This is a genomic window from Qingshengfaniella alkalisoli (genome assembly GCF_007855645.1).
GTDB lineage: Bacteria > Pseudomonadota > Alphaproteobacteria > Rhodobacterales > Rhodobacteraceae > Qingshengfaniella > Qingshengfaniella alkalisoli.
Window position 1 is genome coordinate 150,296 of the sequence record NZ_CP042263.1, and the last position, 24,830, is coordinate 175,125.

20 protein-coding genes are annotated in these 24,830 nt (G+C 57.9%); 13 read left to right on the forward strand and 7 right to left on the reverse strand.

Features of this window, described 5'->3' with window-relative positions; translation table 11 throughout:
- Positions 1-10: 10 nt before the first annotated feature.
- Positions 11-763, forward strand: coding sequence for a hypothetical protein (locus FPZ52_RS14115; protein ID WP_146366256.1), 753 nt, complete (start codon positions 11-13; stop codon positions 761-763).
- A 15-nt stretch (positions 764-778) separates the two neighbouring features.
- Positions 779-1,402 (forward strand): hypothetical protein, encoded by a 624-nt coding sequence (locus tag FPZ52_RS14120; protein ID WP_146366257.1) that lies wholly within the window; start codon positions 779-781, stop codon positions 1,400-1,402.
- Positions 1,403-1,484: 82 nt separating this feature from the next.
- Here FPZ52_RS14120 and FPZ52_RS14125 read toward each other — a convergent pair whose 3' ends face one another.
- The gene (locus FPZ52_RS14125) at positions 1,485-3,152 is read right to left on the reverse strand and encodes a thiamine pyrophosphate-binding protein (RefSeq protein ID WP_168201370.1); all 1,668 of its coding nucleotides are present in this window, start codon (positions 3,150-3,152) and stop codon (positions 1,485-1,487) included.
- 691 nt (positions 3,153-3,843) lie between these two features.
- Here FPZ52_RS14125 and FPZ52_RS19620 point away from each other — a divergent pair.
- On the forward strand, positions 3,844-4,098 hold the full coding sequence (locus FPZ52_RS19620; protein WP_168201371.1) for an inorganic phosphate transporter: 255 nt from the start codon (positions 3,844-3,846) through the stop codon (positions 4,096-4,098).
- A 14-nt stretch (positions 4,099-4,112) separates the two neighbouring features.
- Here FPZ52_RS19620 and FPZ52_RS14130 read toward each other — a convergent pair whose 3' ends face one another.
- Positions 4,113-5,138 (reverse strand): LacI family DNA-binding transcriptional regulator, encoded by a 1,026-nt coding sequence (locus FPZ52_RS14130; protein WP_146366258.1) that lies wholly within the window; start codon positions 5,136-5,138, stop codon positions 4,113-4,115.
- 135 nt (positions 5,139-5,273) lie between these two features.
- Here FPZ52_RS14130 and FPZ52_RS14135 point away from each other — a divergent pair, with 135 nt between their 5' ends.
- The 7 genes from FPZ52_RS14135 to FPZ52_RS14165 all read left to right on the forward strand — a co-directional run bounded on the left by FPZ52_RS14135 (position 5,274) and on the right by FPZ52_RS14165 (position 16,661).
- Entirely contained in the window at positions 5,274-7,592 is a 2,319-nt protein-coding gene (locus FPZ52_RS14135; RefSeq protein WP_146366427.1) for an alpha-L-rhamnosidase, read from the forward strand.
- Positions 7,593-7,641: 49 nt separating this feature from the next.
- The gene (locus FPZ52_RS14140) at positions 7,642-8,913 is read left to right on the forward strand and encodes an ABC transporter substrate-binding protein (protein WP_146366259.1); all 1,272 of its coding nucleotides are present in this window, start codon (positions 7,642-7,644) and stop codon (positions 8,911-8,913) included.
- 72 nt (positions 8,914-8,985) lie between these two features.
- Positions 8,986-9,846, forward strand: a complete 861-nt coding sequence (locus FPZ52_RS14145) for a carbohydrate ABC transporter permease (RefSeq protein ID WP_146366260.1) — start codon at positions 8,986-8,988, stop codon at positions 9,844-9,846.
- Positions 9,843-10,667, forward strand: coding sequence for a carbohydrate ABC transporter permease (locus FPZ52_RS14150; protein ID WP_146366261.1), 825 nt, complete (start codon positions 9,843-9,845; stop codon positions 10,665-10,667). The genes FPZ52_RS14145 and FPZ52_RS14150 overlap by 4 nt, the downstream gene beginning before the upstream one ends.
- Before the next feature lie 3 nt (positions 10,668-10,670).
- Positions 10,671-11,654 (forward strand): ABC transporter ATP-binding protein, encoded by a 984-nt coding sequence (locus FPZ52_RS14155; protein ID WP_146366262.1) that lies wholly within the window; start codon positions 10,671-10,673, stop codon positions 11,652-11,654.
- Between the two features lie 863 nt (positions 11,655-12,517).
- Complete coding sequence (locus FPZ52_RS14160; protein ID WP_146366263.1) at positions 12,518-14,002, forward strand: nucleobase:cation symporter-2 family protein; 1,485 nt, start codon at positions 12,518-12,520, stop codon at positions 14,000-14,002.
- 136 nt (positions 14,003-14,138) lie between these two features.
- Complete coding sequence (locus FPZ52_RS14165) at positions 14,139-16,661, forward strand: trypsin-like peptidase domain-containing protein (protein ID WP_168201372.1); 2,523 nt, start codon at positions 14,139-14,141, stop codon at positions 16,659-16,661.
- Between the two features lie 38 nt (positions 16,662-16,699).
- Here the strand turns inward: FPZ52_RS14165 and FPZ52_RS14170 are convergent, their stop codons facing one another.
- The 5 genes from FPZ52_RS14170 to FPZ52_RS14190 form a co-directional block, all read right to left on the reverse strand.
- Positions 16,700-17,686 carry an isopenicillin N synthase family dioxygenase gene (locus FPZ52_RS14170; RefSeq protein WP_146366265.1) on the reverse strand — a complete coding sequence of 329 codons (987 nt, stop codon included), beginning with the start codon at positions 17,684-17,686 and terminating at the stop codon, positions 16,700-16,702.
- Between the two features lie 109 nt (positions 17,687-17,795).
- Entirely contained in the window at positions 17,796-19,184 is a 1,389-nt protein-coding gene (locus tag FPZ52_RS14175; protein ID WP_146366266.1) for an amidohydrolase family protein, read from the reverse strand.
- Complete coding sequence (locus FPZ52_RS14180; protein WP_146366428.1) at positions 19,181-19,969, reverse strand: ABC transporter permease; 789 nt, start codon at positions 19,967-19,969, stop codon at positions 19,181-19,183. The genes FPZ52_RS14175 and FPZ52_RS14180 overlap by 4 nt, the downstream gene beginning before the upstream one ends.
- Before the next feature lie 7 nt (positions 19,970-19,976).
- Positions 19,977-20,753, reverse strand: coding sequence for an ABC transporter ATP-binding protein (locus FPZ52_RS14185; RefSeq protein ID WP_146366267.1), 777 nt, complete (start codon positions 20,751-20,753; stop codon positions 19,977-19,979).
- A gap of 4 nt (positions 20,754-20,757) precedes the next feature.
- Complete coding sequence (locus FPZ52_RS14190) at positions 20,758-21,756, reverse strand: ABC transporter substrate-binding protein (RefSeq protein ID WP_146366268.1); 999 nt, start codon at positions 21,754-21,756, stop codon at positions 20,758-20,760.
- Positions 21,757-22,234: 478 nt separating this feature from the next.
- Between FPZ52_RS14190 and FPZ52_RS14195 the strand changes: the two genes are divergently transcribed.
- The 3 genes from FPZ52_RS14195 to FPZ52_RS14205 are packed head-to-tail and all read left to right on the forward strand — an operon-like array spanning position 22,235 to position 24,789.
- Complete coding sequence (locus FPZ52_RS14195) at positions 22,235-23,668, forward strand: cytochrome ubiquinol oxidase subunit I (RefSeq protein WP_146366269.1); 1,434 nt, start codon at positions 22,235-22,237, stop codon at positions 23,666-23,668.
- A gap of 3 nt (positions 23,669-23,671) precedes the next feature.
- The gene (gene cydB / locus FPZ52_RS14200; protein WP_146366270.1) at positions 23,672-24,691 is read left to right on the forward strand and encodes a cytochrome d ubiquinol oxidase subunit II; all 1,020 of its coding nucleotides are present in this window, start codon (positions 23,672-23,674) and stop codon (positions 24,689-24,691) included.
- Complete coding sequence (locus FPZ52_RS14205; protein ID WP_146366271.1) at positions 24,691-24,789, forward strand: DUF2474 family protein; 99 nt, start codon at positions 24,691-24,693, stop codon at positions 24,787-24,789. Before cydB ends, FPZ52_RS14205 begins: the two co-directional genes overlap by 1 nt.
- Positions 24,790-24,830: the final 41 nt, after the last annotated feature.

Sequence of the window (24,830 nt, forward strand, 5' to 3'; positions counted from 1 at the left end):
GAGCAAGAAAGTGCTGGCGTTCGGTTCCATTGAAGATTTGCAGATCCCCGACCTGTTTGAAGTGCATCAATCGCGCCGCTATCCGGTTTCGCCGCGCGCATTGGCGGCCGACATTCGCAAGCCGCACGCGTATATCAGTAAAGGCAGCATCGCAGTGTGTGCGGCCGACCTTTCTGGTCAAAACCGGGAAGACGTCCTGCATTCGACGCTTCTGGCGCAGCTCGTGGCGGATAAGCAGATTGATCGCGAGGCCAACCCTGTCCGCTGGACTGTGGCCTATTCGGATGTGCTGAAACATCTCGGATGGGATGGGACACGTTCACAGTTTGCGACCTATGTGCCGAAATTCTTATCGACGACCCTTGTCGATGCGATCCTCGATCTCGCCTTGGAAACGCTTGCCGGCCGGCAGAGCGTCGCAGTGGTTGCGACGTTTGATGCATTGCGGGCTCTGTCCGGTACGGACGGGCGTCGGCAGCTTTTCGAACAATCTGCAATGGCGATGAGCGTCGGCAAATTCCAAATCAATCTTTTCACGCAGCCTGCCGGCGTGCCGCGGCTCGATTCACTGATGGTTCACTACAGCGTCGATTGCCAGGCGTCCGGATTCGATTTGTTCAGGGAACGGATGGAGCATACCAGGCTTCAATTTGCGTTTGCCTCGCTACAGCTCGACCCGGCCGTCTATGCGGCCTCGCGGCAGGCGGTGATTGGAAAGCTGGACGACAACCCGACGAATCTCACTCTCGAACTCGATCTGTAAATGGAGCAATCCCGTATGGCGAACATAGTGGAAACTGTTGCGGGGATCTTGCTGGCTTTGCCCGACAACATTTCGCGACATGAGCGGTCGATCCCAGAGCAATCCCTTCTGCATGCGTGGTTCAATGCGAAGCAAACAGGCGCACCGGTCAGCATGGATCGCCTGTCAACGACGCTCGGACGGATTGGTTGGAACTTGACGGATATCGGTACGACGCAGGCCGAGGTTCCACTTGAATGCGGTGGGGTCGCCCTGCCGTGGCTCGGCTTGTCATCTCGTGGTAACGCCGCCCTGGCCAATATTCTGGGCGCGAACGCGAGCTTGGCATGCCCGCTCGTCAGTGCGTGGCGGCGTGAAGGCACTGCAGCGTCGTCCCGAGAGATGTTCATTGCAGAGCTTCGTGGCACCAGTTGGCTGACCATATGTGCCTTCAAATTGGATTGGCCGGATCATTGCGCCATACTGTCTGGGCGGGTGGACAAGATTGGTATCAGCGCCACGACTGAAAGCTACTCACTCGATCGCGTAAGGTTCGACAGCGTCGCGGCGGAGGTGCTGGCCAAAGTATCTCACCGGCTTGATCGCATCGTGCGCGCCCCCGCTGTTCGCGCGCCAGGCAAAGTGATGGAAATTAATTAGCTACGGCGGCGCGAACGGCTTCATACGCAACGCACGCACCACCAGGCCCAAGCGTGGGCGGCAAGCACTCACTGCGTGCCGCCTATGCGCTAGATCCTTTGATCGAGCTTTCCAAGGTGAGCTTTGGCGAAAGCGCCTCTGGCGCAACGCGAAGGTCCAGGATGGCCGGAACGCCCGCTGCGCGCGCTTGCGCGAAAATCCCCGGAAAGTCCGCATCGCGTTCAACCGTGGCACCAAACGCACCATAGGCCTTCGCGAGCGCCGCGAAATCAGGGTTCTTCATCGCTGTACCGGAAGGACGTAGTGGATAGTTGCGCTGTTGATGCATACGAATGGTGCCGTACATGCCATTGTTCGAGACAAGAACAACAATATTGGCGCCGTATTCGCAGGCCACTCCGAATTCTTGCATGACCATCTGAAAGCAGCCGTCCCCCGCAAGGCAGATCACGTCGCGATCCGGATGACGCAGCTTTGCAGCGATAGAAGCGGGTAGCCCGTAGCCCATGGAACCGCTGGTCGGCGCAAGCTGCGTGCGCCAGGCGCGATAGCGATAGTATCGGTGCAGCCAAGCGGCGTAGTTGCCTGCCCCGTTTGTCAGGATCGCGTTATCTGCCAGCACGTCATTGAGATGCGTGATCACCGTTTCCATTCGCAATGTGCCGGGTGTGGTCTGCGGCTCTTGCCATTTCTGGTAATCGTCCCGAGCAGCCGCAACAATGCCGGAGCGGTCGTCAGCGGGTGCCATTGCTTCATCTGCAAGCAGTTGAACGAACGCTCCGGCCTTGGCGACAATCGAATAGTCCGGTGCATAAACACGACCGATTTCGGATGGGTCGGCATGAATATGAATCAGCGTCTGATGTGGTTTGGGCGGGGTCAGCAGTGTATAGCCGCTCGTCGTCATTTCGCCGAGACGCGCACCAAGTGATACGATCAAATCGGCATCCTTTACGCGTTGAGCGAGCTTGGGGTTGATGCCGATCCCGATATCGCCCGCATAGTTGGGATGGCGGTTGTCCAGATAGTCCTGACACCGAAAAGATGCGCCAACCGGGATTTGAGCTTTCTCTGCGAAGGCAGCGAGTGCTTGTGTTGCCGCTTCCGACCAACCGCCCCCTCCGACAACGAGCAGCGGCCTTTCGGCTTCCGCAACGGCTTGGGCGACGTGCCGGGCCTCTGTTCGGCTCCCGGCCTCCGCTGGTAGCTTGGCCTTCTCCAGAACGGGCATATCGCAAGGCCCCGACAGCATATCTTCCGGCAATGCCAGCACCACAGGCCCCGGACGACCGGTCTGAGCCACATGAAACGCCCGGCTTATATATTCTGGAATGCGGTCCGCGCGATCAATCTCCGCAACCCACTTGGCCAGCGGACCAAACATGGCCCTGTAATCGACTTCCTGAAAGGCTTCCCGATCCCGCTGATCTGATGCGACCTGCCCTATAAACAGGATCATCGGTGTGGAGTCCTGAAACGCTACATGCACGCCGCATGAAGCATTGGTCGCACCCGGCCCTCTGGTCACGAAAGCGATACCCGGCAGGCCGGTCAGCTTCCCATCGGCTTCGGCCATCATCGCGGCACCGCCTTCATTGCGCGTTACGATGGTTTCGATCGTGGAATCGTACAACCCGTCGAGCGCAGCAAGATAGCTTTCCCCCGGAACACAGAAAACCCGCTCGACACCTTGAGCTTCCAATGCAGCCACGAGAACGCCACCGCCGTGGCCCAACGCTGTTTTATTCATTTTGTCTCTCATTTCAGTTCACAAGAAGTCTTCGCGAGCCGCAAGTGTTCGATGCGTCTGCCAGTGGTGCGTCGCGTCACGGCGACGTCTTGGAGTTGAAGCGCGTTCAGTGCCATTCGATGTTCGTCTGGAGTGTCAGGGGTCAACTCCGGGGTGGTGGGGCGCTCAGAAAAGGCAGAGCGTAGCTTGTTTCGATGTGTGACCCTAAGAGTGTCGCACTTCAACACAGTTTTCGCTGGCCAATCCGTCAGTGATGCACCGGCATAACAGCAATTCGGCGTCCATTGGGTCTTCAAGTGTTCGACAAGGGGCCGCCGGTGTCGATCCGTGCCATCTTACAGAGAAAGTCTTTCGATCGCATTGAGTTTCTGGATGGTGCTCGCTTCAGCGCTGGTTACAACCGATCAGCAGATGTGAATGGTATAGTTTGTCCATTGCCTTGAAACGTTCACAATGCTCTCCTGCGATCTTTGCGTGTGCATGGGTATGCGCGTTTCAGTGAATTGTTTTGAGGGACCGGGCCATGATCGCAGCCGGGGAAACCCTGCGGAATTTGCCATATATTGAGACGCTCACCCTTCTTATTATTTTCTGCTGATCGTTTTTCAGGAGGCCGTCAACGGCATGCGCGACACCGCCGATGCGGTGGCCACCGTGATCGGCTCGAAACCCAATGAAGCCGGTCTAGACCGTGTGGCTGTCGTCTTTCACGAACTTTCTGGCCGTTCTGCTTGGCGGTACGGCGGTTGTCTTTGGGCTCGTGGTCCTCTTCCCAAAGGATATGGTAGTGGGCATCAACACTACGCATGAGGCCTCACTGATGACGGCGTTGGTACTGATGGCGGTGACCCGGAACCTCATCCCTTGGTGGCAAGGCATCCCGAATTCTACCATGCATACCTACATCGGCTCTGTTATCGGCCTATCGATGGCCCATGGCTTATAGTTTACTAACTCGTTCTACTGACTCGATCTCCGGTCCACATATGTCGGTTCGATGAGGAGATGCTCCGGAACGGACCGACCATCGATTCGTGACAGCAGCAGTTCCGCTGCTTTGCTGCCGATCCGTTGAGGATCCTGATCGATGCTGGACAGGCCGACCAATGGAAGTGACGCTGTGGGCGAATTGTCGTAGCCCACAAATTTCATTCGAGCAGGGACAGAGACACCGAAGCGTTCAGCTTCGTTCAAAAGCTGGACGCCGTGAATATCACTCCAGCAGAACACGCCGTCTGGCAATGGATCGAGCGAGAAGAATTCACGGAGCTTCACGTCTTCCGCATTGATCCGTTCGGGAAGAAAATGGACGCGTTGTCCCGCCTCGTGCCCTGACAGGCCCATGCCTTCAAGGAATCCAATCTGGCGTTGGGTGCTGACAACGAAGGGAGCATCAGGCTTGGGGGGGATATTGACCATATGGATATTATGGCAGCCCTTGTCCTTCAGAGCCCGGACTGCCAGCCTTGCGCCTTGGCGGTCGTCGGAATTGACGGTGTCGAATGTATCGGCAGTCGGTTCATGATGCCCGATGGCAACAATCGGGATCTCGCGCGCGTATTTTGCCAGCACCTCTCCATTCATGCGCGGTGCTATCAGAATCAGCCCGTCGACGCGCATGTCCATCATTGATTGAATCAACGAAACCTCCAGCGACGCCTGGGCGTCGCTTACACCAATCAACACTTGCCTGTTGGCGTCACTCAGGGTGGGCTTGATGCCATCGATCACCTCCGCAAGGAAGGGATTACGCAATTCAACCAGAAGCACGCCGACAGTGTAGGTCCGACCACGCATTCCTCGCGCTGCGGTACTTGGCCGGTAACCAAGTTTCTCAATGGAAACAGTTACTTTATTACGCAGCGAGTCGCTGACCCCATAGGCATTCCGCAGGACCTTGGAAACCGCCGCGACGGATACGCCCGCGTCTTCGGCGACCGTTCTGATCGTCACTTTCGGTTTGGCTGCGGGCGAGGCCTTGCGCATATTTTAATCCCTCCAGTTGGCAGTGCAGCAGACGCTTCTAAAAAAGTTCTTGTCAAGGAAAGGCGCTTGTATAACAGTTTACGTAGAACAGTCTACATTTCTCGAAGGAGAGATGCTTGGGAGGGTTACATGACGATGGAAGATGTCCGGCTCGCGTCTGACGCGGCCGAAATGCTGCAACGTAGAAGCTGGGACGCAAAGGTCATTTCGCCGGATGTCGATGAGGGTGTCGGGAGGCGTGCAAGCTTCGTCGCGGGGTCGTTCACGCTGCCAGCAGGATCACGGCCCATGCTTTATATTTCGGCGCAGGGGCTCTACCGGGCGTTTGTAAATGGGAAGCGGGTCGGGAACGACTGCCTAACACCGGGCTGGACATGCTATGACAATCGTATCGCTTTCCAGACCTATGACATTTCAGACCTGGCGCAAGAAGGTGAAAACCGGATCGAGATCTGGCTGGGCGACGGCTGGTTCCGTTCACCCTTGATGTGGCGCGAATACGCGATCCCCAATGGCTGGGGTGATCGGATCGGCGCGATCGCCGAGATCGTAGATGGCGGCGCAACCGTTTGTGCGACAGGCCCGGACTGGCAGAGCGGACTGTTGCCCGTCACGAAGTCCGGCATCTATTACGGGGAGGATTACGACGCGGGGCTGAAGCCGGAGATTTCAGGCAGTGTTGAAGTCTTGGAAACGGACACGGCATTGTTCGTTGCCCACGAGGCGGAGGCCGTAAAGGAACTGGATTCGTTGAAACCGGTCGGGAGTTGGACCGTGGGCGATGCCGTCATTTACGACTTTGGTCAGAACGTGGCTGGATATACGCGCATCCGCGTAAAGGGGGCGGCAGGCGCCAAGGTCTATATCGATTTTGCCGAGGTACTGGGCCCGAATGGCGAGTTCGACAACCGCAACTACCGTGTCGCGCGGGCGGCGCTTTCCTACACGTTGTCAGGCGACGGAGAAGAATGTTGGGCGCCAATGTTCACCTTCATGGGCTATCGCTATGCCCGGGTGACGATCGAGGGCGATACAGAATTGCTCGATATCGTGTCTGTCCCTATATCTTCTGTGCCCGATGTCGCCGGTGGATTTGAATGTGACGTGGCCGCCGTGAACCGGTTGGTTCTCAACACCATCTGGTCGCAGCGAGGAAATTTCATTGAGATACCCACGGACTGCCCTCAGCGCGACGAGCGGCTTGGTTGGACCGGTGATGCACAGGTCTTCGCGGGAACGGCGTGCTGGCTGGCAGATAGTGAACGCTTTCTGCGGAAGTATCTGCGCGACGTCATGCACGACCAGCGCGACGATGGCGGCGTACCACATTTTACGCCGGACCCGACGCGCAGGCCGGGATCGAAATTCACGGGCGACTGGGCAGGGTCGACCGGATGGGGCGATGTGATCACGGTCATGCCCTGGCAGCTTTACCTGCATTACGGGCGCGAGGATGTGCTGCGCGAATGTTTCCCCGCGATGCTGAAATGGCTCGACTACCTGTGGAGCATCTCGGACGGCCCGATCATCCACCCGCATTCGAGCTGGGGCCAGAAAGGGTTTACCTTCGGTGACTGGCTGCAGCCGGTGGGCGACAACCGCAAGCCACGCCCGACCATCGCAGACGATTGTGCTGCGACGCTTTACTTTGCGATTTCCACGGATCTGGCAGCAAAGATCGCGCGGGTGATCGGAGAAACGGCAGAGGCGGAAAAACTGGAGGCGAATGCCAAGGTTATCCGTGACGCTTTCGCCCGAGAATACTTTTCGGCGTCCGGGCGGATGGCACACAATGACCAAACCTCGTATGCGCTCGCCTTTCTCTACGATCTCGTTCCGGTCGAACATTTCGAAGCCGCCAAGGGCTATTTTCGCCGGGTGATCGTGGATGCGAAACACAAGATCGGCACCGGCTTCATCGGCACGCCTGCTCTGCTGCCCGCGCTGTCGAAGCTGGGCATGAACGACCTCGCCGAAAAGGTCTTCCTCAACCGCAAGGTGCCCGGCTGGCTCTACCAGGTGGACCGGGGCGCCACGACGATCTGGGAACGCTGGGACGCGATCGGCGAGGACGGCACGATCTACGAGCCACTGATGAACAGCTACAATCACTACGCCTATGGCGCAGTCTGCCAGTGGCTGTTCGAGAATGTCGCGGGTGTGCAGCCGATGGAAGATGCGCCGGGCTTTGATCGCGTGCGCCTTGCTCCGACCGTATTGCCGGAGTTGGGCAAGGTCACGATGTGGCACGACTGCCGGCATGGGCGGGTCGAGGCATCATGGGTTCTTGCGAATGGCCGTGCGACCTATCGGGTGACTTTGCCCGAGGGATGCGAGGGCGTTTTGCCCGCCGACATATACAACGGCGTGACGATTGATGGCGAGACGGCTTTGGTACCGCCGGAGGGCCTGACGTTGTCATCAGGCACACACGAGATCGGCTTCGACATCTAAGTTCAGTTCAATTGGTCCGGGTGGAGACGGACCGCACAGGGAGGAAAACATGAAAAAATACTTGATACTGACCACTGCAATCACGGCCGGCACAGCAATGACCGCTTCTGCGCAGGAACTGACATTCCTGACCGATTCCAGCGCGGATTCCGTAGCGGTCACAGAAGCACTCACGGCGGCCTATACCGCGGCACATCCCGATGTCACATTCTCGATCGAGACCCGTCCGGGCGGTAGCGAAGGTGACAATATCGTCAAGACCCGCCTCGCGACCGGCGAAATGTCAGACCTGTTCATCTACAATTCCGGTTCGCTGCTGCAAGCATTGCGTCCCGATCGCACATTGCTCGCGATCGACGATATTCCGAACTTCGGGCTGATCAACGACGCGTTCATTTCGACGGTTCAAGGTTCCGAAGGCGGGACTTATGGCGTTCCGTACGAGACCGCGCAGGGTGGCGGTATCTATTATCACAAACCCACCTATGAACAGCTCGGGCTGGAGATCCCCAAGACCTGGGACGCATTCATGGCGAACAACGCCCGGATTGCCGAAGAAACCGAGGTCGCGCCAATTGCCCAGACATACAGGGAAACCTGGACGAGCCAACTCTTCGTGCTGGCCGATTATTATAACGTCCAATCCGAGGTGCCCGCCTTCGCCGAGCAATATACTGCTAACGAAGCGAAATATGCCACGACGCCGGCCGCCCTGCGCGGGTTTGAAAAGCTGCAGGAAGCCTATGAAGCGGGCTACTTCAACGAAGACTTCGGTGCGGCGAACTATAACGACGGTGTTCGAATGGTCGCGACCGGTGAAGCTGCGCATTACCCGATGCTGACCTTTGCGGTTGGCTTGTTTCAGCAGAACCATCCCGACCAAATGGAGGATGTCGGCTTCTTCGCGCAGCCGGGCGACAGCGCGGACGAAAACGGCCTGACAGTGTGGATGCCGACCTCGCTTTATGCGCCACGCTCGACCGAGCATCCTGAGATTGCGAAGGATTTCCTGAATTTCGTTGCCTCGCCAGAGGCGTGCGACATCATTACCGATACTATTGGCGCCACCGGACCATATCTGATCGAGGGCTGCACATTGCCTCCGGAGGTTCCGGGCATGGTTGCCGACATGCTGCCCTATTTTGAAGAGGAAGTGCGCACCGCGCCCGCGCTCGAATTTCTGTCGCCGGTCAAGGGCCCCGCGCTGGAACAACTGACGGTCGAGGTCGGTTCCGGCATCCGCGACGCGCAGAGCGCGGCGGAGCTTTACGACAAGGATGTCGCGAAGCAGGCGCGTCAATTGGGTCTTCCCAACTGGTAATGTCCTTCTTCGGGTGACGCGCAACAGAGGCCTCAAGACCAGAATTGGGGCCTCTCTCGACCAAGGTATGCCATGTATCGAAAATCTCCTTATCCGTACTGGTTCATCCTGCCAGCGGCTGCTGTCTTCGTCGTCCTGTTCCTCGTGCCGACAATTGCCTCTTTCTACTTCAGCCTGACCTATTGGGATCCGTTCGAGGCGCGTTTTGCGGGCGTCGACAACTACCTCCAATTCTTTTCCGAACCCTTCCTGGTCCGCGGTTTGGTGAACACTTTGGTCTTTGCCTTTCTGACCTCAGGGCTGAAGACGGTTCTGGGGCTGTTGCTGGCCGTGCTTCTGACGTCGGGGATCTTCGGTCAGGGCCTGCTGCGGTCTGTCGTTTTCTTCCCGGTGTTGGTCTCGACCATCGGGGTAGGGCTTCTGTTCCAGGAACTCATGCACCCCACCGAAGGTGCAATAAACGTGGCGCTTGCTGCAATCGGCATTGATGGCCCGGGCTGGCTGACCAACCCGAAACTCGCGCTTCTTTCGGTTGCGTTGGTCGATGTCTGGCGCGGTGTCGGGCTGGCGACGCTGATCTACATCGCCGGGCTGGCGACCATAAGTCAGGATTACTATGAAGCCGCCCGCATCGACGGCGCCACCCGATTGCAGCAATTCTGGCGCGTGACCGTTCCGCTGGTTCGTCCCGCGACAACAACGGTGATCATTTTGTCACTGATCGGGGGGCTGCGCCTGTTCGACCTGATCTGGGCGATGACCCGCGGAGGACCCGGCTTCTCGTCGGATGTTCTCGCTTCGGTGATCTACAAACAGTATCAGGCCGGGTTCTGGGGATTGTCCACGGCCGGCAACGTGATCCTGTTCCTTCTGATCGCCTGTATCGTCGCACCGCTGGCGTGGTGGTTGAACCGCAAGGAGATTCAGGCATGAAGCGTAGAGATTTCGTCATCGGCGTCATTTCACTTTGCGTCGCATTTTTCGTGTTCGTGATCCCGTTCATCTTCGTGGTAATCAACGCGGGCAAAAGCGCGCAGGAGGCCAGCCAGCTTGATTTCTCTCTGCCGGATCGCTGGTTGATCTGGCAGAACCTGATCGACGTTGTGAAGGCCCGCGATTACGCACTTCTTTTGGCGTATTTCAACTCCATCGTCATTACCGTGGGTGCGATCGCATTGCTGGTCATTTTTGGTGCGATGGTCGGATACGTCGTTCAGCGTCGCCCCAACCGGGCAACGCGTATCGTTTATGCGGTGGCGTTGTCGGGCCTGATGATCCCCCCTGCGGTAGTGCCGACCATCTGGGTTCTGCAGGGGCTGGGTCTGTTCAAAACGCTACACGGCATGATCCTGATCCAGGTCGCCTATGGCATGGGCTTCACAGTCTTGCTGTTCCGATCCTTCATTGCCACGATCCCGCGTGATCTGGACGAAGCGGCGATCATAGACGGTGCGAAGCCTTGGCAGATATTCTTCCGTGTGATCCTGCCATTACTGAAACCGGTGACAGTGACGGTCATAGTCGTTCAGTCGATTTCTATTTTCAACGACTTCACGCATCCGCTCTATTACTTGCCGGGTGCCGAGAATATTACCGTTCAACTGACGCTCTACAATTTTCAGAGCCAGTACGTCAGCCAGATGAACCTTCTGTTCATGAACATCCTGCTCATTACCATACCTCCGCTGATCGTCTTTGTGTTCTTCAACAGGCAGATCGTGGCAGGAATGACGAAGGGCGCTGTAAAAGGATAAGCCATGTCGCGTGTCGTTTTGAAAAACCTCAAGAAAAGCTTCGGCGCCGTGGACGTGATCCAGGGTGTAGACCTTGAAATCGAGCCTGGCGAATTCTGTGTCTTTGTCGGCCCGTCTGGCTGCGGAAAATCGACGTTGCTGCGGATGATCTCAGGATTGGAGGAAGCGACCTCCGGTACGATAGGGATCGGCGACAAGAACGTCACTCATTCCGACCCGTCCCAACGGGGTATCGCGATGGTATTCCAGTCCTACGCGCTATACCCGCATCTCACGGTTGCCGAAAACATTGGCTTCGGCTTGTCACTAAAGCGTATGCCCAAGCCTGAAATTGCGAGCAGAGTTCAAGAAGTGGCGCGCGTTCTACAACTTGAATCGCTTCTCGATCGCAGGCCCAAGGAGTTGAGCGGAGGCCAGCGGCAACGCGTTGCGATTGGCAGGTCCATCATCCGTAATCCAAAGGTTTTCCTGTTCGACGAACCTTTGTCGAACCTCGATGCGGCCTTGCGCAGCCAGATGAGGATCGAACTGACGGAGCTACATGAACGGCTTGGCACAACCATGATCTATGTAACTCACGACCAAACCGAAGCCATGACGATGGGGACAAAGATCGTCGTCCTGAATCGCGGCAAGATCGAGCAGGTCGGCACCCCGATGGAGGTCTACCAGAACCCTGTCACGCCGTTTGTTGCAGGCTTTATCGGCTCGCCCAAGATGAACATCTTTGAAGGTAAACTGGCGCACGAAATGGGATGCAGCACCTACGGTATACGCCCCGAGCACATCACTGTATCCGATGGGGCTGGCAAGTGGACAGGCCGCATACGGCATATCGAGCGACTGGGAGCAGATACATTGCTGCATGTCGATGTGCAGGATATTGGACAAATGGTTGCTAGAGTGGACGGTAGTCTAGATTTTGCGTCCAACCAATCAGTCAATCTCACTCCGATGGCCGGGAAAGAGTTTAGATATCCAAGTTAATCGCGGCCACAATGGTGGTTCGAAAAGGTTCCGGCGGGCCCGTCTTGCCATTGTCTTCTATTTGTGCGCTGCGCCTGGGTGCCTGACACAACCGACAGGGAAGTCCTGAATCTGGGGTTATCGATTGCGCAGGAGAAAACAGTCCGTACAGTGGTTTCGGCAAGGGCTGTCATGTTGGCATCTCCGTCGCTTGGTCACTGACGGGGCGGGTAGAAAAGCCGAGCGCCATCAACACTGGCCGAATCCCGAGCGCGTCGCTTCGGAACCTGCCGCCATTCAACAGTTCGATATCAAGTTCGGGAACCGTCATGTACTGGTTATGTGCTTTGAGCCTGAGTTAATTGGCCGCCACATCAACTTGAGTCGGACCATCTCGTCATACGCGGTGCCCTTGAGGTCCTAGGCGGTGCAAGCAGCGGCGTATACTGTGCCGCTGCTTGCACCGCCTTTGATGTGTCCCGGCGCATTCCTGCATGCGGACAGGGCAAGGTGCCAACAGCTGGAAGAACTCGAGCAGTTGGCTTCGAGTGCTGCAATTTCTTCAAAGCTGCCGGATATGCGTCTGTGTGAGCTGCAATAGTAATAAGCGAAGTTATGACAATTAATATAATAAATTGACCAAGTCCACGGGAAGGTTCTTCTTCTAAAGCCGAAGAGTTACAGGCAGCATATGAAAAACCTAGTAGTTTGTAACTGCGTAATTTTTCTGCCTACCCCGGAGAAACAGATACGTAGTAAAAAATTGGGAACTTTCTCTTCGTGCTTTTAACCTCGCCATTCACGAAACCTGCGGCGCATCGAGGAGCGCGTGGCTGTTTCGTGTCGACCAAGCTTTGGATCGGGAGAGGGAGGAGATTCCGAAAATGAGCCAACATACTGACGCGGTGCATGAAAAACTACCGCCAACCCAACTTTTTACCCTAGGGGTCCAGCATGTCCTTGTGATGTATGCAGGCGCCATTGCAGTTCCGTTGATCATCGGCCGTGTGCTTGGCCTCAGTAGCGCAGATATCGCTTTTCTGATCTCGGCCGATTTGTTCGTCTGCGGGATCATGTCGATTATCCAATCGCTTGGTGCGACACGCTTTTTCGGCATCCAGTTGCCTGTCATGATGGGCGTTACCTTCGCTTCGGTAGGGCCGATGGTCTCGATTGCGCTTGCCAACCCGGGAGCGGAAGGCGCGCGCATGCTGTTCGGGTCGATCATCGGCGCGGGCGTCATCTCGATGGCCTTGGCACCATTCATCAGCCGTATGCTGCGTTTCTTTCCGCCTATCGTGACTGGTACGATCATTCTGGTGATCGGCGTCACCCTGATGCCCGTCGGGATCAACTGGATCTTTGGGCTGCCCGTTGGCGACACAGCGCCGCATATCGTTGACCCGGCCCACGAGGCGTGGCTTGAGGCGGCCAAGTCATCCGCAGCACTGGAACCGGTGCCAGAGGGCTTTGCTCCGGCGGCGAATGTGGCCAATCCTGCCTATGCTACCCATCAGGGAATGTTGATCTCGGCATTTGTTCTGGTCACGGTCCTGATAGTTGCGCGCTTTGCCAAAGGGTTTTTTGCCAATATCGCGGTTTTGGTCGGTATCGGCGTGGGTGCGGGCGTTGCGGCAGCATTTGGTCTGATGCATTTTGACGCGCTGCACGACGCAAAATGGTTCTCGCTGATTGCCCCATTGCATTTCGGCATGCCAATCTTTGATCCCATTATGATCCTTACCATGGTTATGGTCATGATCGTCGTGATGATAGAATCCACCGGAATGTTCCTCGCGCTTGGCGAGATGTGCGGAAAGAAGATCGAGCAACCCAAGCTGTGTGCCGGATTGCGCACTGACGGGCTCGGCACGCTCATCGGCGGGCTGTTCAATACCTTTCCTTACACATCGTTCAGCCAGAACGTCGGGTTGGTCGGTATTACTGGGGTTCGATCTCGCTACGTTTGCGTTGCTGGGGGTGCGGTTATGATTGTTCTGGGTCTTGTGCCCAAAATGGGTGCGCTGGTCGAGGCACTGCCCGTCTCGGTTCTTGGCGGCGCAGGAATCGTCATGTTCGGCATGGTTGCGGCGACAGGTGTGCGTATCCTTGGAAACGTTGATTTCAAGAAAAACCGGCACAACGCGATGATTGTCGCGGTATCGCTCGGCATGGGGATGATTCCCCTGATCGCACCGGACTTCAAAATGTGGCTACCGCACGCGATCCATCCACTGATCGACTCTGGCATCCTCTTGGCAGCGGTATCGGCAGTCGGACTTAACGCGTTTCTCAATGGAACGGGCAGCAGCGAGGATGCCGAAGACCAAGTGCGTTCCAGCGCCATGGCCTCCGACGGCGCCCATTGAACAGGTTAAGCCCGGCTATCGCGCCGGGCTATTTCATGTCGACGTTCGAAAGTACCGGTATTCCGGAGTTGGTCGTCCAAAAGCGTATATGTTACCTTGGGTCAATATTGATTTCATTGGTTGCACGGATTTCATCATGACCGACTTTACAGAACATGAAGTCGAAGTCTTTCTGCGTAGCGGAGAACACGAGCCTGACCTGCGCCGATTGTTTGGCGATTCACTTTACGAAGAACTTCGCGGCGAGGCGCAAAACCTTCCCCCCGCCACCACACTGACCGAAAGTTTCAGGCAGCGCGTCTTCATCATGCCCGGTATTCTGGGGTCGAAGCTAAGCGTCATTCGCGATGGTGTGACGGATCTCGTCTGGATCGACCCGATCGATATAGCCGCAGGTGGTATTGCCCGTCTGAAATGGGAGGGCGACAACCTAATCCAGGCAACCGGGCCAGTTCTCTTTCCCTATCTGAAGATGAAGTTCGCGTTTCAGCGCGCGGGCTTCGCGGCGGGCTACCTTCCATTTGACTGGCGCTACCCACCGGCCGGATGTGGCAACCAGTTTCGCCGAATGTTCGAAACGCGGGGCTATCGCGATGTCATCCTCGTCGCGCATAGTATGGGGGGGCTGGTTGCACGCCAGATTGCAGCCATGGACCCGGACAGGAAATATGTCTCGCGTGTCATCACCGTAGGAACGCCCAATCTTGGGTCCTACTCGCCGGTAAAAATCATACGGCTCAATCACAGCTTGCTTCAGACGGTTGCGCGCATCGATTTGCGTCACACACCGGAAGAGCTGGCGCGCGATTACCTGCGCCATTTTCCCGGACTGCTTCAGATGATGCCCGCCCCGTCCATGCGGCCGGATGAAAACTATTTCGCGGTGGATGGTTGGCCGACATCGGGCGTGCGCCCCCTCAAGGCCGCGATGGACAGCGCCCGCCGTGCGTTGGAAGAGCTGCCCGCGCCGGATGACCGTTTCTACCAGATCATTGGAACCAGCCAGGAAACGATCCAAAGCGCCCGGATCGAAAATCAGGAACTCGTCTTTTCTGTCAATCGCGATGGCGACGGAACCGTACCACGCGACCTGGCCGAGATGGGCAATGTGCCGCGCTATTACCATCCGGGGGAACACGGGGCGCTGTGCAATGCAGATGCCGTGATCCGTGCGGCTATTGATCTTGCACGCACTGGCCAGACATCTGCCCTGCCCCGTCAGGCCCGGATCACCGCCGCTGAAAGCATCGCGGCTGTCGAAGTTTCCGAGACGCAGCTATTGTCGGAGGCCGAACGAGACGCCCGGTTAATCGTCGAACCGACCGAGCGGGACCTGACCCGCGGCTTTCTGTCCGAGACCTTTGACCCGGATCCGGAATTGTCTCATGGTGCGGGGCCGCGACCAGAACAGCCCGCGAGCGGGTATCCGGTCAACATTGTTGACAGCGCAAGCCGCAACTGGGCGCAAACGGAAGCCCCACGCGCCAAGGTTGCGCAGTTGGTGAATACCGGACATTCCGTGCGGGCCGAGACGCCCGTCCGGCTCGCCAAGTATGCGCGCCGCTTGTTGACACAACTGGAAAGCATTCCCGAGATTCACCTTGAACCGGCACTGATCCGTTTACGTCAACAATTGGAGCAGCTCGCCAGCGGGCAGAACGTGGCAGAAACACTTCTCACGCCCGAGATTTCGCTGGAGCGGATCATTGGCAAGGCCGAAGAATTCCTGTCGGTGATGTTCGTCAAGCGCGCAGGATTGGCAATGCGCGCCGTAGGACGGATTATTGACCGTGGAAGCAAAGGTGGTTTCGGAACCGGTTTTCTGATCGCGCCGGGAATCTTGATGACCAATCATCATGTGCTGCGCGATGCGGCGGACGCACAGGCCTCTTCGGTTCAGTTCGATTATGAACTCGATATCGGTAGCGCAGAACTCGATGGGACGGAGTTCATCCTCGAACCCCACCGGATGTTCTTTGCTGATGCGAGGCTGGACATGGCGATCGTGGCTGTCGCGCCAACCGGCCAGGACGGTCGCAGTCTTACGGACTTTGGCTATCTTCCCCTGGTCGGAGTCGAAGGCAAGATCCGCCTGGGCCAGCCAGTAAACATCATCCAGCATCCGTCGGCTGAACGGAAACAGGTGGTGTTTCGTGAAAGCCTTCTGTCATATCTTCCGGAGAGCCCTGACATCGTCGCGCAATATACCGGTGACACGAGACCCGGTTCATCCGGTTCACCGGTTTTCAGCGACAAATGGGAAGTCGTCGCTCTGCATCATGCCGGTGTTCCGGCGCGCGACGAGATGGGCAACTGGCTGACGCATGACGGAAATATCTGGGATCGTGTTCAAGACCCCAACCAAACCACGGTGAAGTGGGTGGCGAATGAAGGCATTCGAATCTCGCGCATCATCCACAGGTTACGGCAAGTCCCGTCAGAATTGCGCGGTCAGAGCAAACCCGACGCCGCGCGGCTGGTTGAACTCGCGCTGAAGGTTGGCGATGATGCCATTCGGACCGGCACGGCGTTTCCTGCGCAAGAAACACCGGCTTCGACCGCTGCGTCAAACAAGGCTGTGCTCGCTACACCGGTCGGCTATGGAACGAGTATAGATATACCGCTGACCATCTCGCTCAGCATTGGTCAACGGCATTAGCGTCGGGTGTCGGATTTCCGCCCGACACCCGCCATACCTTACTTCGCGAAGTTTGCCGCGATCCGCTGCTGCAGATAATCATGCGCGGTAATTGGGCCATATTTTCCATTGGGCCCTTCAATCATCGCATCCTTGTTCGCCTGGCAGAAAAACGGCATCGAGTAGCGCGACCCTTGATACTCCTCCGCCTTCGGCATCCGCACGCGGTGAAGCGTGGATTGCAATTGGTCATCGCTCCAGCGCATCAGCATGTCGCCGATATTGCAGGTGATGACGCCGTCCAGCGGCTCGACATCCGTCCATTCCAGTTCCGAACTTTCCTTGCCGGGGCATAGCTGCAGCCCACCCTGCCCGGTCTTCTGGTGTAATAGCGTCAGGCAGTCGAAATCGGTATGGGCACCAGCGCGCCAGCCTTCGAAATCTTCGGGCTTGGCGTCGACCATCGGCAGGTAGTGGATCAGGCGCAGCGTGGATTGGTATTCCGGCGACAGCGGGTCATGGGCGTTGGTGAAGAAATCCGGCGCGAAGCCCAGCTTCAACGCGAAGCAGGACAGCACCTTCATCCCCAGCGCCCAGTTGGCACGCTCGAACGCCAGCATTTCAGCTTTGAAGCCCGACAGTTCTTCGCCCGCTGGCCAAAGGTTTTCCATACGCGGCAGCGTGATCTGATAGCTTTCCTTTTGGTCCGCCGTCCCCGTCGACGGGCGCACCTGCGCCTTGTATTCCCAGCCTGCATTGGTACCTTTGCCCAGCGGGTACTGCGCCTTCACCTCTTCAGCCAGGTCGAAGAACCGCGCCGTCATCTCGAACGCATCATCAATCTGGCTTTGCGGGATACCGTGCCCGACGAGCTGAAAGAACCCGATTTCGGTCGCGGCAGCCCAAAGCTGGTTCGCGATTTCTTTCTTGCGGTTCTCGAAATCGCTCATGTCGATACGCGGCACATCGCGATCCTTGGTCTTGCCCACCCCGCCGAATGTCTTTTCCTTGTTCAGCTCTTCAAGTGCGTAATCTGCTACTGTCATTTTCATCTCCTGATGTAACGAACGAGGAAATTCCTCGCGTGTTTCCGGAGCAATGACCGACGCGCTGCGCCTTCCGCTTCTACTCCCCTGTGATTGGGCGAGGCGCACCCTAAACGGCCCGGGCAAGCTCCTGTGATTGTGAAATGATCCGATCCGTAACGCGCGCGGCATCTGCCGCAAGCTGTTCCATGTCGAGCCAGGGCAGCGCGCCGTTTTCGACCACCGGGCGTCCCTGCACGAAGCTGTGACGTACATCCGCTGCACCCCCGGAAATCACCGGCCCGATCAGCGCATCGTGCTGACCCAGGTAGCGCGGGTGGGCGAGGTCGAACAGCACCAGATCCGCCGATTTCCCAACCTCGATCGTGCCGATGCCGGGCAGTCCCAGTACCCTGGCTCCGCCTGCGGTCGCCCAGTGGATAAGCGTTTCGGCATCCACTGCTTCGGCACCGCCTGCTGCGCGATGGACCGTGAAGGCCGAATACAGCGCCGACACCATGTCCGCCGCTTCATTCGCCGCTGCACCGTCAACGGCCAGCGAAACATTTCCACCCAGATCAGACAGCGCTGCCGCCGGAGCGATCCCCGATCCAAGCCGCGCATTTGCCTGCGGGCAATGCGCCATGCCGGTGCCGGTCGCTGCCAGAAGAGCGACCTCTGAGGGATCGCATTCGACCAAATGCGCGAAGAAGACATCCTCACCCAGCCAGTCATGATCGGCGAGCCAATGGATTGGTTTTTTATCAAACTGTTGTAGCGTATAGTTCACGTAGTCCATATTCTCGGACAGGTGTGAATGGATACGCAACCCCAAGCCACGGACGGCTTTAATAGCATCTTCCAGTTCATTGGTTTGCAATGAAAATGTTGGCGTGGTTGGGGCGAATATGACGCGCCGCATCGCATCGTCGGACGGGTCATGCCATTGCTTCGCTGTCGCTTCCACAGATTGCAGCATGGCATCCAGAGTCTCGGTGGGCAGAGGCAGTGACCTGCTGTCATCGAACACCCGGCCCTTGGTGGCACCGCCGCGTTCCAGCACGAACCGCATCCCGAACTTATCAGCCGTGTCGAACAAAATCTCATTAGGATCATAGTCGTAGCTGGCGGAGTAGATGTAGTGATGATCCGCGACGGTCGTCGTCCCCGACAGTGCCAGTTCAGCCATGCCTATAGTCGCGGAGACGCGCAAAGCTTCTTCATCCAGAAACTGCCAATAGCTGTAGGGCACCAGCCGCAGCCACTTGGCCAGACCTTCGTTCATCCCTTCCGGCACAGCCTTCAGCACGCTTTGAAACAGGTGGTGATGCGTGTTCACCAATCCCGGCGTGACGACACAGCCTCCAGCGTCAACGACCCGCTCGCCGGGCCCTGCCCTGAGCGATCCGATTTCCGTGATCTTGCCGTCCGCCACGCGGATGTCGCCATAAGCCCGCGCCTCCGTCCCTTGTCTGCCGGTCAGGATGCCTTTCGCGCCCTGGATAAGAAAACTGGTCATCGGGACTGCCTCGCGATGCTCCAGGGGAAAAACACGCGTTGGATCAGGTTCACGGCCTGAAACAGCGAGAGAGATAGCAGGACCAGCACGACAAGCCCGGACCACGCCTGTTGGATCTGGAACATGGAAGTCGAGAACTGGATGAAGTAGCCCAGCCCCTTCTCGGCCGCCACGAATTCAGCGACCACCGCGCCGATGACCGACAATGTGACGGAGATCTTCAGCGCGGAGAAGATATAGGGCACGGCATAGGGCAACCGGATCTGGGTGATCTCGCGCCAGACAGGAGCACGCAGGCTTCGGGACAGCTCGATCAACTCGGGCGGTGTCGCGAGCAATCCGGTCGTCGTGGACACGACCAGCGGGAAGAAGGTGATCAGGCAAGTGATCACGACGCGCGGCAGATCGCCGGCCCCCATCACGACGATGATGATCGGCGCGATAGCCACCACGGGGGTGGACTGGATGACCACGAGGATGGGATAGACTGCGCGGGAGAAGACCTCCGACCGTGCAAGCGCGATGGCGATAGGCAAGGAGATCACGATGGACAACAGAAAGCCCATCATTGCCACGCGGAAGGTCGACCACACATGCGCGAACCAACGTGCCGCGTCGACCGCACCGAAGCCGCCCATGATGCGGCTTGGCGATGGCAGGACATAGGACGGGATCGCGAATAGGCGGCAGGCCAGTTCCCACAGGATTAATAGGCCGATGAAGGTGGCCACGGGCAAGACGGCGGGTGCCGTTGCCGCATGCCGGATGGCATTTCGGGTGCTCATCGCAATGTCACGCTGCGCGGGGCGCGACGAGGAGCGACCGGAGATGGGCTGAAAAGTCATTCATTACCTGTGCGTTGGAAGTTTCCAGGCCGCGCGGTCGCGGCAGGGGCACCTTGATGTCTTCTATGACGCGACCCGGGCGGGCGCTCATGACGATGACGCGGTCGGCCAGCAGGACCGCCTCGCTGATGGAATGGGTGATGAATAGAACCGTCTTCGGCTCGGCCTCCCATATCCGCAGAAGTTCCAGTCCCATTTCCTCACGCGTCAGCGCGTCGAGGGCGGAGAAGGGTTCGTCCATCAGCAGGATGTCGGGGCGCATGAACAGGGCGCGGGCGATGCCCACGCGCTGCTGCATGCCGCCGGACAATTCATTCGGCAAACGTTTCTCGAAGCCTTTGAGGCCGACCATGTCCAGTAGATCACGAGCGCGGGTGCGCTCGTTTGCCCCCACGCGACCGCGTTTGTGCCTGGCCGGAAAACAGACGTTGTCCTCGATCGTTGCCCAAGGCAGGAGTGTGGGCTTCTGGAAAACGATCCCCACGTCGTCGCGCGGTTCCTTCACGGAGGAGCCAAAAACCTCCACCCGCCCCGATGTCGGTTCTAACAGCCCGGCGATCAATCGCAGCAAGGTGGACTTGCCGCAACCGGACGGGCCAAGCACCGCAACGAATTCATGGCGCACGACGTCGAATTCGACGCCACGCAGTGCTTCTATCCGGCCGGAGCGTGTCTCGAAACACTGGCCGAGATCCTGAAACGAGATGGCTGGAGGTGTCTGCATCGGCTTACATCGTCCCCGGCAGGAAGGACCGGTCCACCATGGTTTCCGGATCGAGGGCGGATGCGTCCAGACCCTGGGCTTCGGCCACGCGCGCCCATGTTGCGGCCAGCCGTTCGGGCAGCAAGACACCAAGCCCGTCGCGTTCGGTCACTTCATTATCAATCAGAACCAGCGTGTCGCGCAGGGAACCTTCGACGTTCTCCGCGTTAAGTTCCGGCACCATGTTGGCAACGGATTGCGCTGCCTCGGCAGGGTTCTCGATGCTGAACTCAATGGACTTCTTGTAGGCTTCGACGAAGCGGCGGGCGACGTCGGGCTTTTCGGCCAGGAAGCTGTCGGACGCGATCATCGAGGCGGAATAAAGTTCCAATCCGGCATCGGACCAGGGGATCACGACGATTTCCTTACCTACCTCTTCCGCCTGTCCGGTATAGCGCGACACGTCCGTCATCCATGCGATGATCCCGTCAACGGCGCCCGTCATCAGCATCGGGCCAAGAGCGCCGGGATCGGCCTTGGTGAGCGCGATGTCGTCTTCGGACAATCCGACCTCACCGAGCACCAGCGGCAGGAAGACATTCGACGAGGTAAAGGGCGATGTGGCGATTTCCTTTCCAGCAACGTCTTCGGCTGTCTCGATCCCGTTGCCATCCAGCGAATAGAAAGCATGCGGTCCCTTGTTGAACACCGACATGACAGCCGTCACGGGGACGTTTTCCGTGGCGCGCGCGGCCATCAATGCGCCGATATCCGCGATGCCGATGTCTGATACCCCAGTGGCGAGCTTGGTCACCGCCTCGGATGATCCGCGACCGCCATTGATGGTCACGTCCAGCCCGGCCTGTTCGCAAAAACCTTGATCGATGCAGACATAGATCGGTGCCTTGTCACCGCCGGGCAGCCAGTCGAGTTGAAAGGTGACCGCGTCAGCAGCCGATGCACCGGATGCGACCATGGTCGACCCAAGCAGGGCAGCAGTTGCCGCCAGTTTCATCGCGTTCATAGATTTACCCCTGTTGGCGCATGGGCAACCCTTGCAACTGGGTCGACCGCATGCGGTTTTCTTGTCTTTTTCGTTTGCATTGGAGAATTCAGATTTCATTCGATCAGTCATTCGAGCCTCCACGATCAAGAACTGCTTCTTGTCGAGCAATGCCCGGAGCGCTTCTTTCGAAGGCTCTGACCGCTTCTACTCTGTGACGTTCACGTTACCGATCACGCTGTAGCTGGTAAGGGGCGATGGCGCGTGGGCTTTCAAATCGTGGACCTTAGCACCCGATTGATGATTAAAAAGGCGGCATTTTCTAGTGAAAGCCTAAAATACGGGCGTACGATAGCCGCTTTAACGGAGAATCGTCGATCGCGCGCCGCGTCTTCATAAGCCATTATCGCTACACAATGGCGCAGCCTGCGATAACAACTTGACCCATGGTCACAAAGGCTTAGCCTGATGTCATCTTGCACAGCCGCAGGGAGCGATCATGGAAGTCACCACCTTTCTGGGACTGGACGCGGTCATGCTGGCACGCATGCAATTCGCCTTCACAGTGTCGTTCCATTTTCTGTTTCCAGCCTTCACAATCGGTCTGGCAAGCTATCTGGCGGTACTCAACGCCATGTATCTGCGCAGCGGTAATGACGCCTACCTGCAGCTCTTCAAATACTGGCTGAAGATCTTCGCGATCACCTTCGCAATGGGCGTCGTGTCGGGCATCGTAATGGCCTATCAGTTCGGGACAAACTGGGCGGTGTTCTCGGACAAGGCCGGGCCAGTCATCGGGCCACTCATGGCCTACGAAGTCCTGACGGCGTTCTTCCTGGAGGCCGGTTTCCTGGGCATCATGATCTTTGGCCGGGACAAGGTCGGTCCCGGTCTGCACATGTTTGCCTGCGTTATGGTAGCACTTGGGACGGCGATCTCGGCGACATGGATCCTGTCAGTGAATTCATGGATGCAGACGCCGCAGGGCTTCGAGATCAACGAAAACGGCCAGTTCATACCCCTGAGCTGGCTGGAGGTGATCTTCACGCCTTCCTTCCCCTACCGACTGGCGCATACGCTGACTGCCGCCTATCTGACGACGGCATTCATTGTGGGTGGCGTCGGTGCGCTGCACCTTCTGCGCGGAGAAAGGGACAACCACGGTGTCCGCACCATGTTTTCCATGGCAATGTGGATGGCGGCGATCGTGGCACCGATCCAGATCTTTCTGGGTGACCAGCATGGGCTGAACACGCTCAAGCATCAGCCGGTCAAGGTCATGGCGATGGAGGGGCACTTCGAAAGCCACCCTGATGGCGCGCCGTTGATCCTGTTCGGCATCCCTGACCAGGAAGCCGGGGAAGTCAAATACGCCGTTCAAATACCGAAGCTGTCCTCGCTGATCCTGAAACATGATCTCAATGCTCCGCTCGACGGGCTGGATAGTGTGCCGGATGAGTTGGAACCACCCGTCGCCGTCGTCTTCTGGGCCTTCCGTATCATGGTCGGGATTGGCTTTCTGATGCTGGGCGTAGGTGTCTGGTCCCTGATCGCGCGATACAGGCACAGGCTGTATGACGATCACTGGCTGCACCGCGCGGCGCTGATCATGGGACCATCAGGCTTGATCGCCGTGCTGGCGGGGTGGTTCACGACCGAAGTCGGACGCCAGCCCTACACCGTCTATGGTCATTTGCTGACACAGGAATCCTCCTCGCCCCTGGAAGCGCAGGCCGTCGGTATCTCGCTGCTGGCGTTCATAGTGATCTATTCTTCGGTGTTCGGCGCGGGCATCGTCTATATGCTGAAGCTGATGAACAAATCGCCGCATCCTGGGGAACGTGGTCTTGATGCAGAACCCGGGCCCATTCGCACCGCAAGCCCGATCGCCGTTGGCGCGGACCGCAAGCATCCGAACGGAAAAAGGAACTGAGCCATGGAAACGGGATTTGACATCACCGCGGCCTGGGCGCTGATCCTTGCTGTGGCCGTGTATATCTATGTCGTGCTTGACGGGTTCGATCTGGGGATCGGCATTCTCTACCCGCTGTTTCCGGGAAAGCGTGATCGTGACTTGTTGATGAACACTGTAGCCCCCGTCTGGGACGGCAACGAAACATGGCTGGTGCTTGGTGGTGGTGGGCTGTTCGCGGCCTTCCCGCTGGCCTACGCGATCCTGATGCCTGCGGTCTATCCGCTGGTCATCGCCATGCTGCTTGGGCTGGTCTTCCGAGGCGTGGCGTTCGAGTTCCGCTGGAAGGCTACCGGACCCTTCTCCAATTGGCTTTGGGACACGGCCTTTTTCGGCGGCTCGTTCATCGCGGCGATGTCGCAGGGCATGATCCTCGGGGCAATCCTGCAAGGCATCGAGATCGCAGATCGCAGCTATGCGGGCGGTTGGTGGGACTGGCTGACGCCCTTCACATTGCTGTGCGGCGCGGCGGTGGTGTGTGGCTACATGCTGTTGGGTGCCTGCTGGCTGAATATCAAGACAAGCGGCGATGTGCAGGTAGAAGCCCGCAGGCTTGCTCGTATCCTGGGTATCGCGACGGTGGGTTTCATCGTCGCAGTCAGCCTGTGGACGCCCTTCCTGCATCCGGAATATCTGGGGCGCTGGTTCGCATGGCCTGCCATCGCAGTCACCGCACCCGTTCCCATCGCGGTGGCGTTGCTGATCTACGCGCTGGCGCGATCTTTGACCGAGGGTGAGAGCGACTGGCGACCGTTTCTGCTGGTTCTGGCGCTGTTTCTGCTGTGCTTCATCGGTCTCGGAATTTCCATGTGGCCATGGGTTATCCCCACGCAGCTGAGCATCTGGGACGCCGCCACCGCGCGAAAAAGCCAGATATTCATGCTGGTGGGAGTGCTGTTCATTCTGCCGATCATCCTTGGCTACACCGCCTATGCATACTGGGTGTTTCGCGGAAAGGTCGATCCGGATGAAGGGTATCACTGATGCTGAAACGGGTTGGCTGGTTCGTTCTGCTGTGGTGCTCGGGCGTGCTGACCCTGACAGTCGTCGCCTATGGCATCCGCCTGATGATCGGCACGTGACAGGCTGGATGCGGCGGAAGTCTTTTCATTTGAGCCAAAAC

Coding starts and splice junctions, on each gene's coding strand:
- FPZ52_RS14120 (WP_146366257.1), top strand. CDS start 779: ATGGCGAACATAGTGGAAACTGTTGCGGGGATCTTGCTGGCTTTGCCC.
- FPZ52_RS14125 (WP_168201370.1), bottom strand. CDS start 3,152: ATGAATAAAACAGCGTTGGGCCACGGCGGTGGCGTTCTCGTGGCTGCA.
- FPZ52_RS14130 (WP_146366258.1), bottom strand. CDS start 5,138: ATGCGCAAGGCCTCGCCCGCAGCCAAACCGAAAGTGACGATCAGAACG.
- FPZ52_RS14135 (WP_146366427.1), top strand. CDS start 5,274: ATGGAAGATGTCCGGCTCGCGTCTGACGCGGCCGAAATGCTGCAACGT.
- FPZ52_RS14140 (WP_146366259.1), top strand. CDS start 7,642: ATGAAAAAATACTTGATACTGACCACTGCAATCACGGCCGGCACAGCA.
- FPZ52_RS14145 (WP_146366260.1), top strand. CDS start 8,986: ATGTATCGAAAATCTCCTTATCCGTACTGGTTCATCCTGCCAGCGGCT.
- FPZ52_RS14150 (WP_146366261.1), top strand. CDS start 9,843: ATGAAGCGTAGAGATTTCGTCATCGGCGTCATTTCACTTTGCGTCGCA.
- FPZ52_RS14155 (WP_146366262.1), top strand. CDS start 10,671: ATGTCGCGTGTCGTTTTGAAAAACCTCAAGAAAAGCTTCGGCGCCGTG.
- FPZ52_RS14160 (WP_146366263.1), top strand. CDS start 12,518: ATGAGCCAACATACTGACGCGGTGCATGAAAAACTACCGCCAACCCAA.
- FPZ52_RS14165 (WP_168201372.1), top strand. CDS start 14,139: ATGACCGACTTTACAGAACATGAAGTCGAAGTCTTTCTGCGTAGCGGA.
- FPZ52_RS14170 (WP_146366265.1), bottom strand. CDS start 17,686: ATGACAGTAGCAGATTACGCACTTGAAGAGCTGAACAAGGAAAAGACA.
- FPZ52_RS14175 (WP_146366266.1), bottom strand. CDS start 19,184: ATGACCAGTTTTCTTATCCAGGGCGCGAAAGGCATCCTGACCGGCAGA.
- FPZ52_RS14180 (WP_146366428.1), bottom strand. CDS start 19,969: ATGAGCACCCGAAATGCCATCCGGCATGCGGCAACGGCACCCGCCGTC.
- FPZ52_RS14185 (WP_146366267.1), bottom strand. CDS start 20,753: ATGCAGACACCTCCAGCCATCTCGTTTCAGGATCTCGGCCAGTGTTTC.
- FPZ52_RS14190 (WP_146366268.1), bottom strand. CDS start 21,756: ATGAACGCGATGAAACTGGCGGCAACTGCTGCCCTGCTTGGGTCGACC.
- FPZ52_RS14195 (WP_146366269.1), top strand. CDS start 22,235: ATGGAAGTCACCACCTTTCTGGGACTGGACGCGGTCATGCTGGCACGC.
- cydB (WP_146366270.1), top strand. CDS start 23,672: ATGGAAACGGGATTTGACATCACCGCGGCCTGGGCGCTGATCCTTGCT.
- FPZ52_RS14205 (WP_146366271.1), top strand. CDS start 24,691: ATGCTGAAACGGGTTGGCTGGTTCGTTCTGCTGTGGTGCTCGGGCGTG.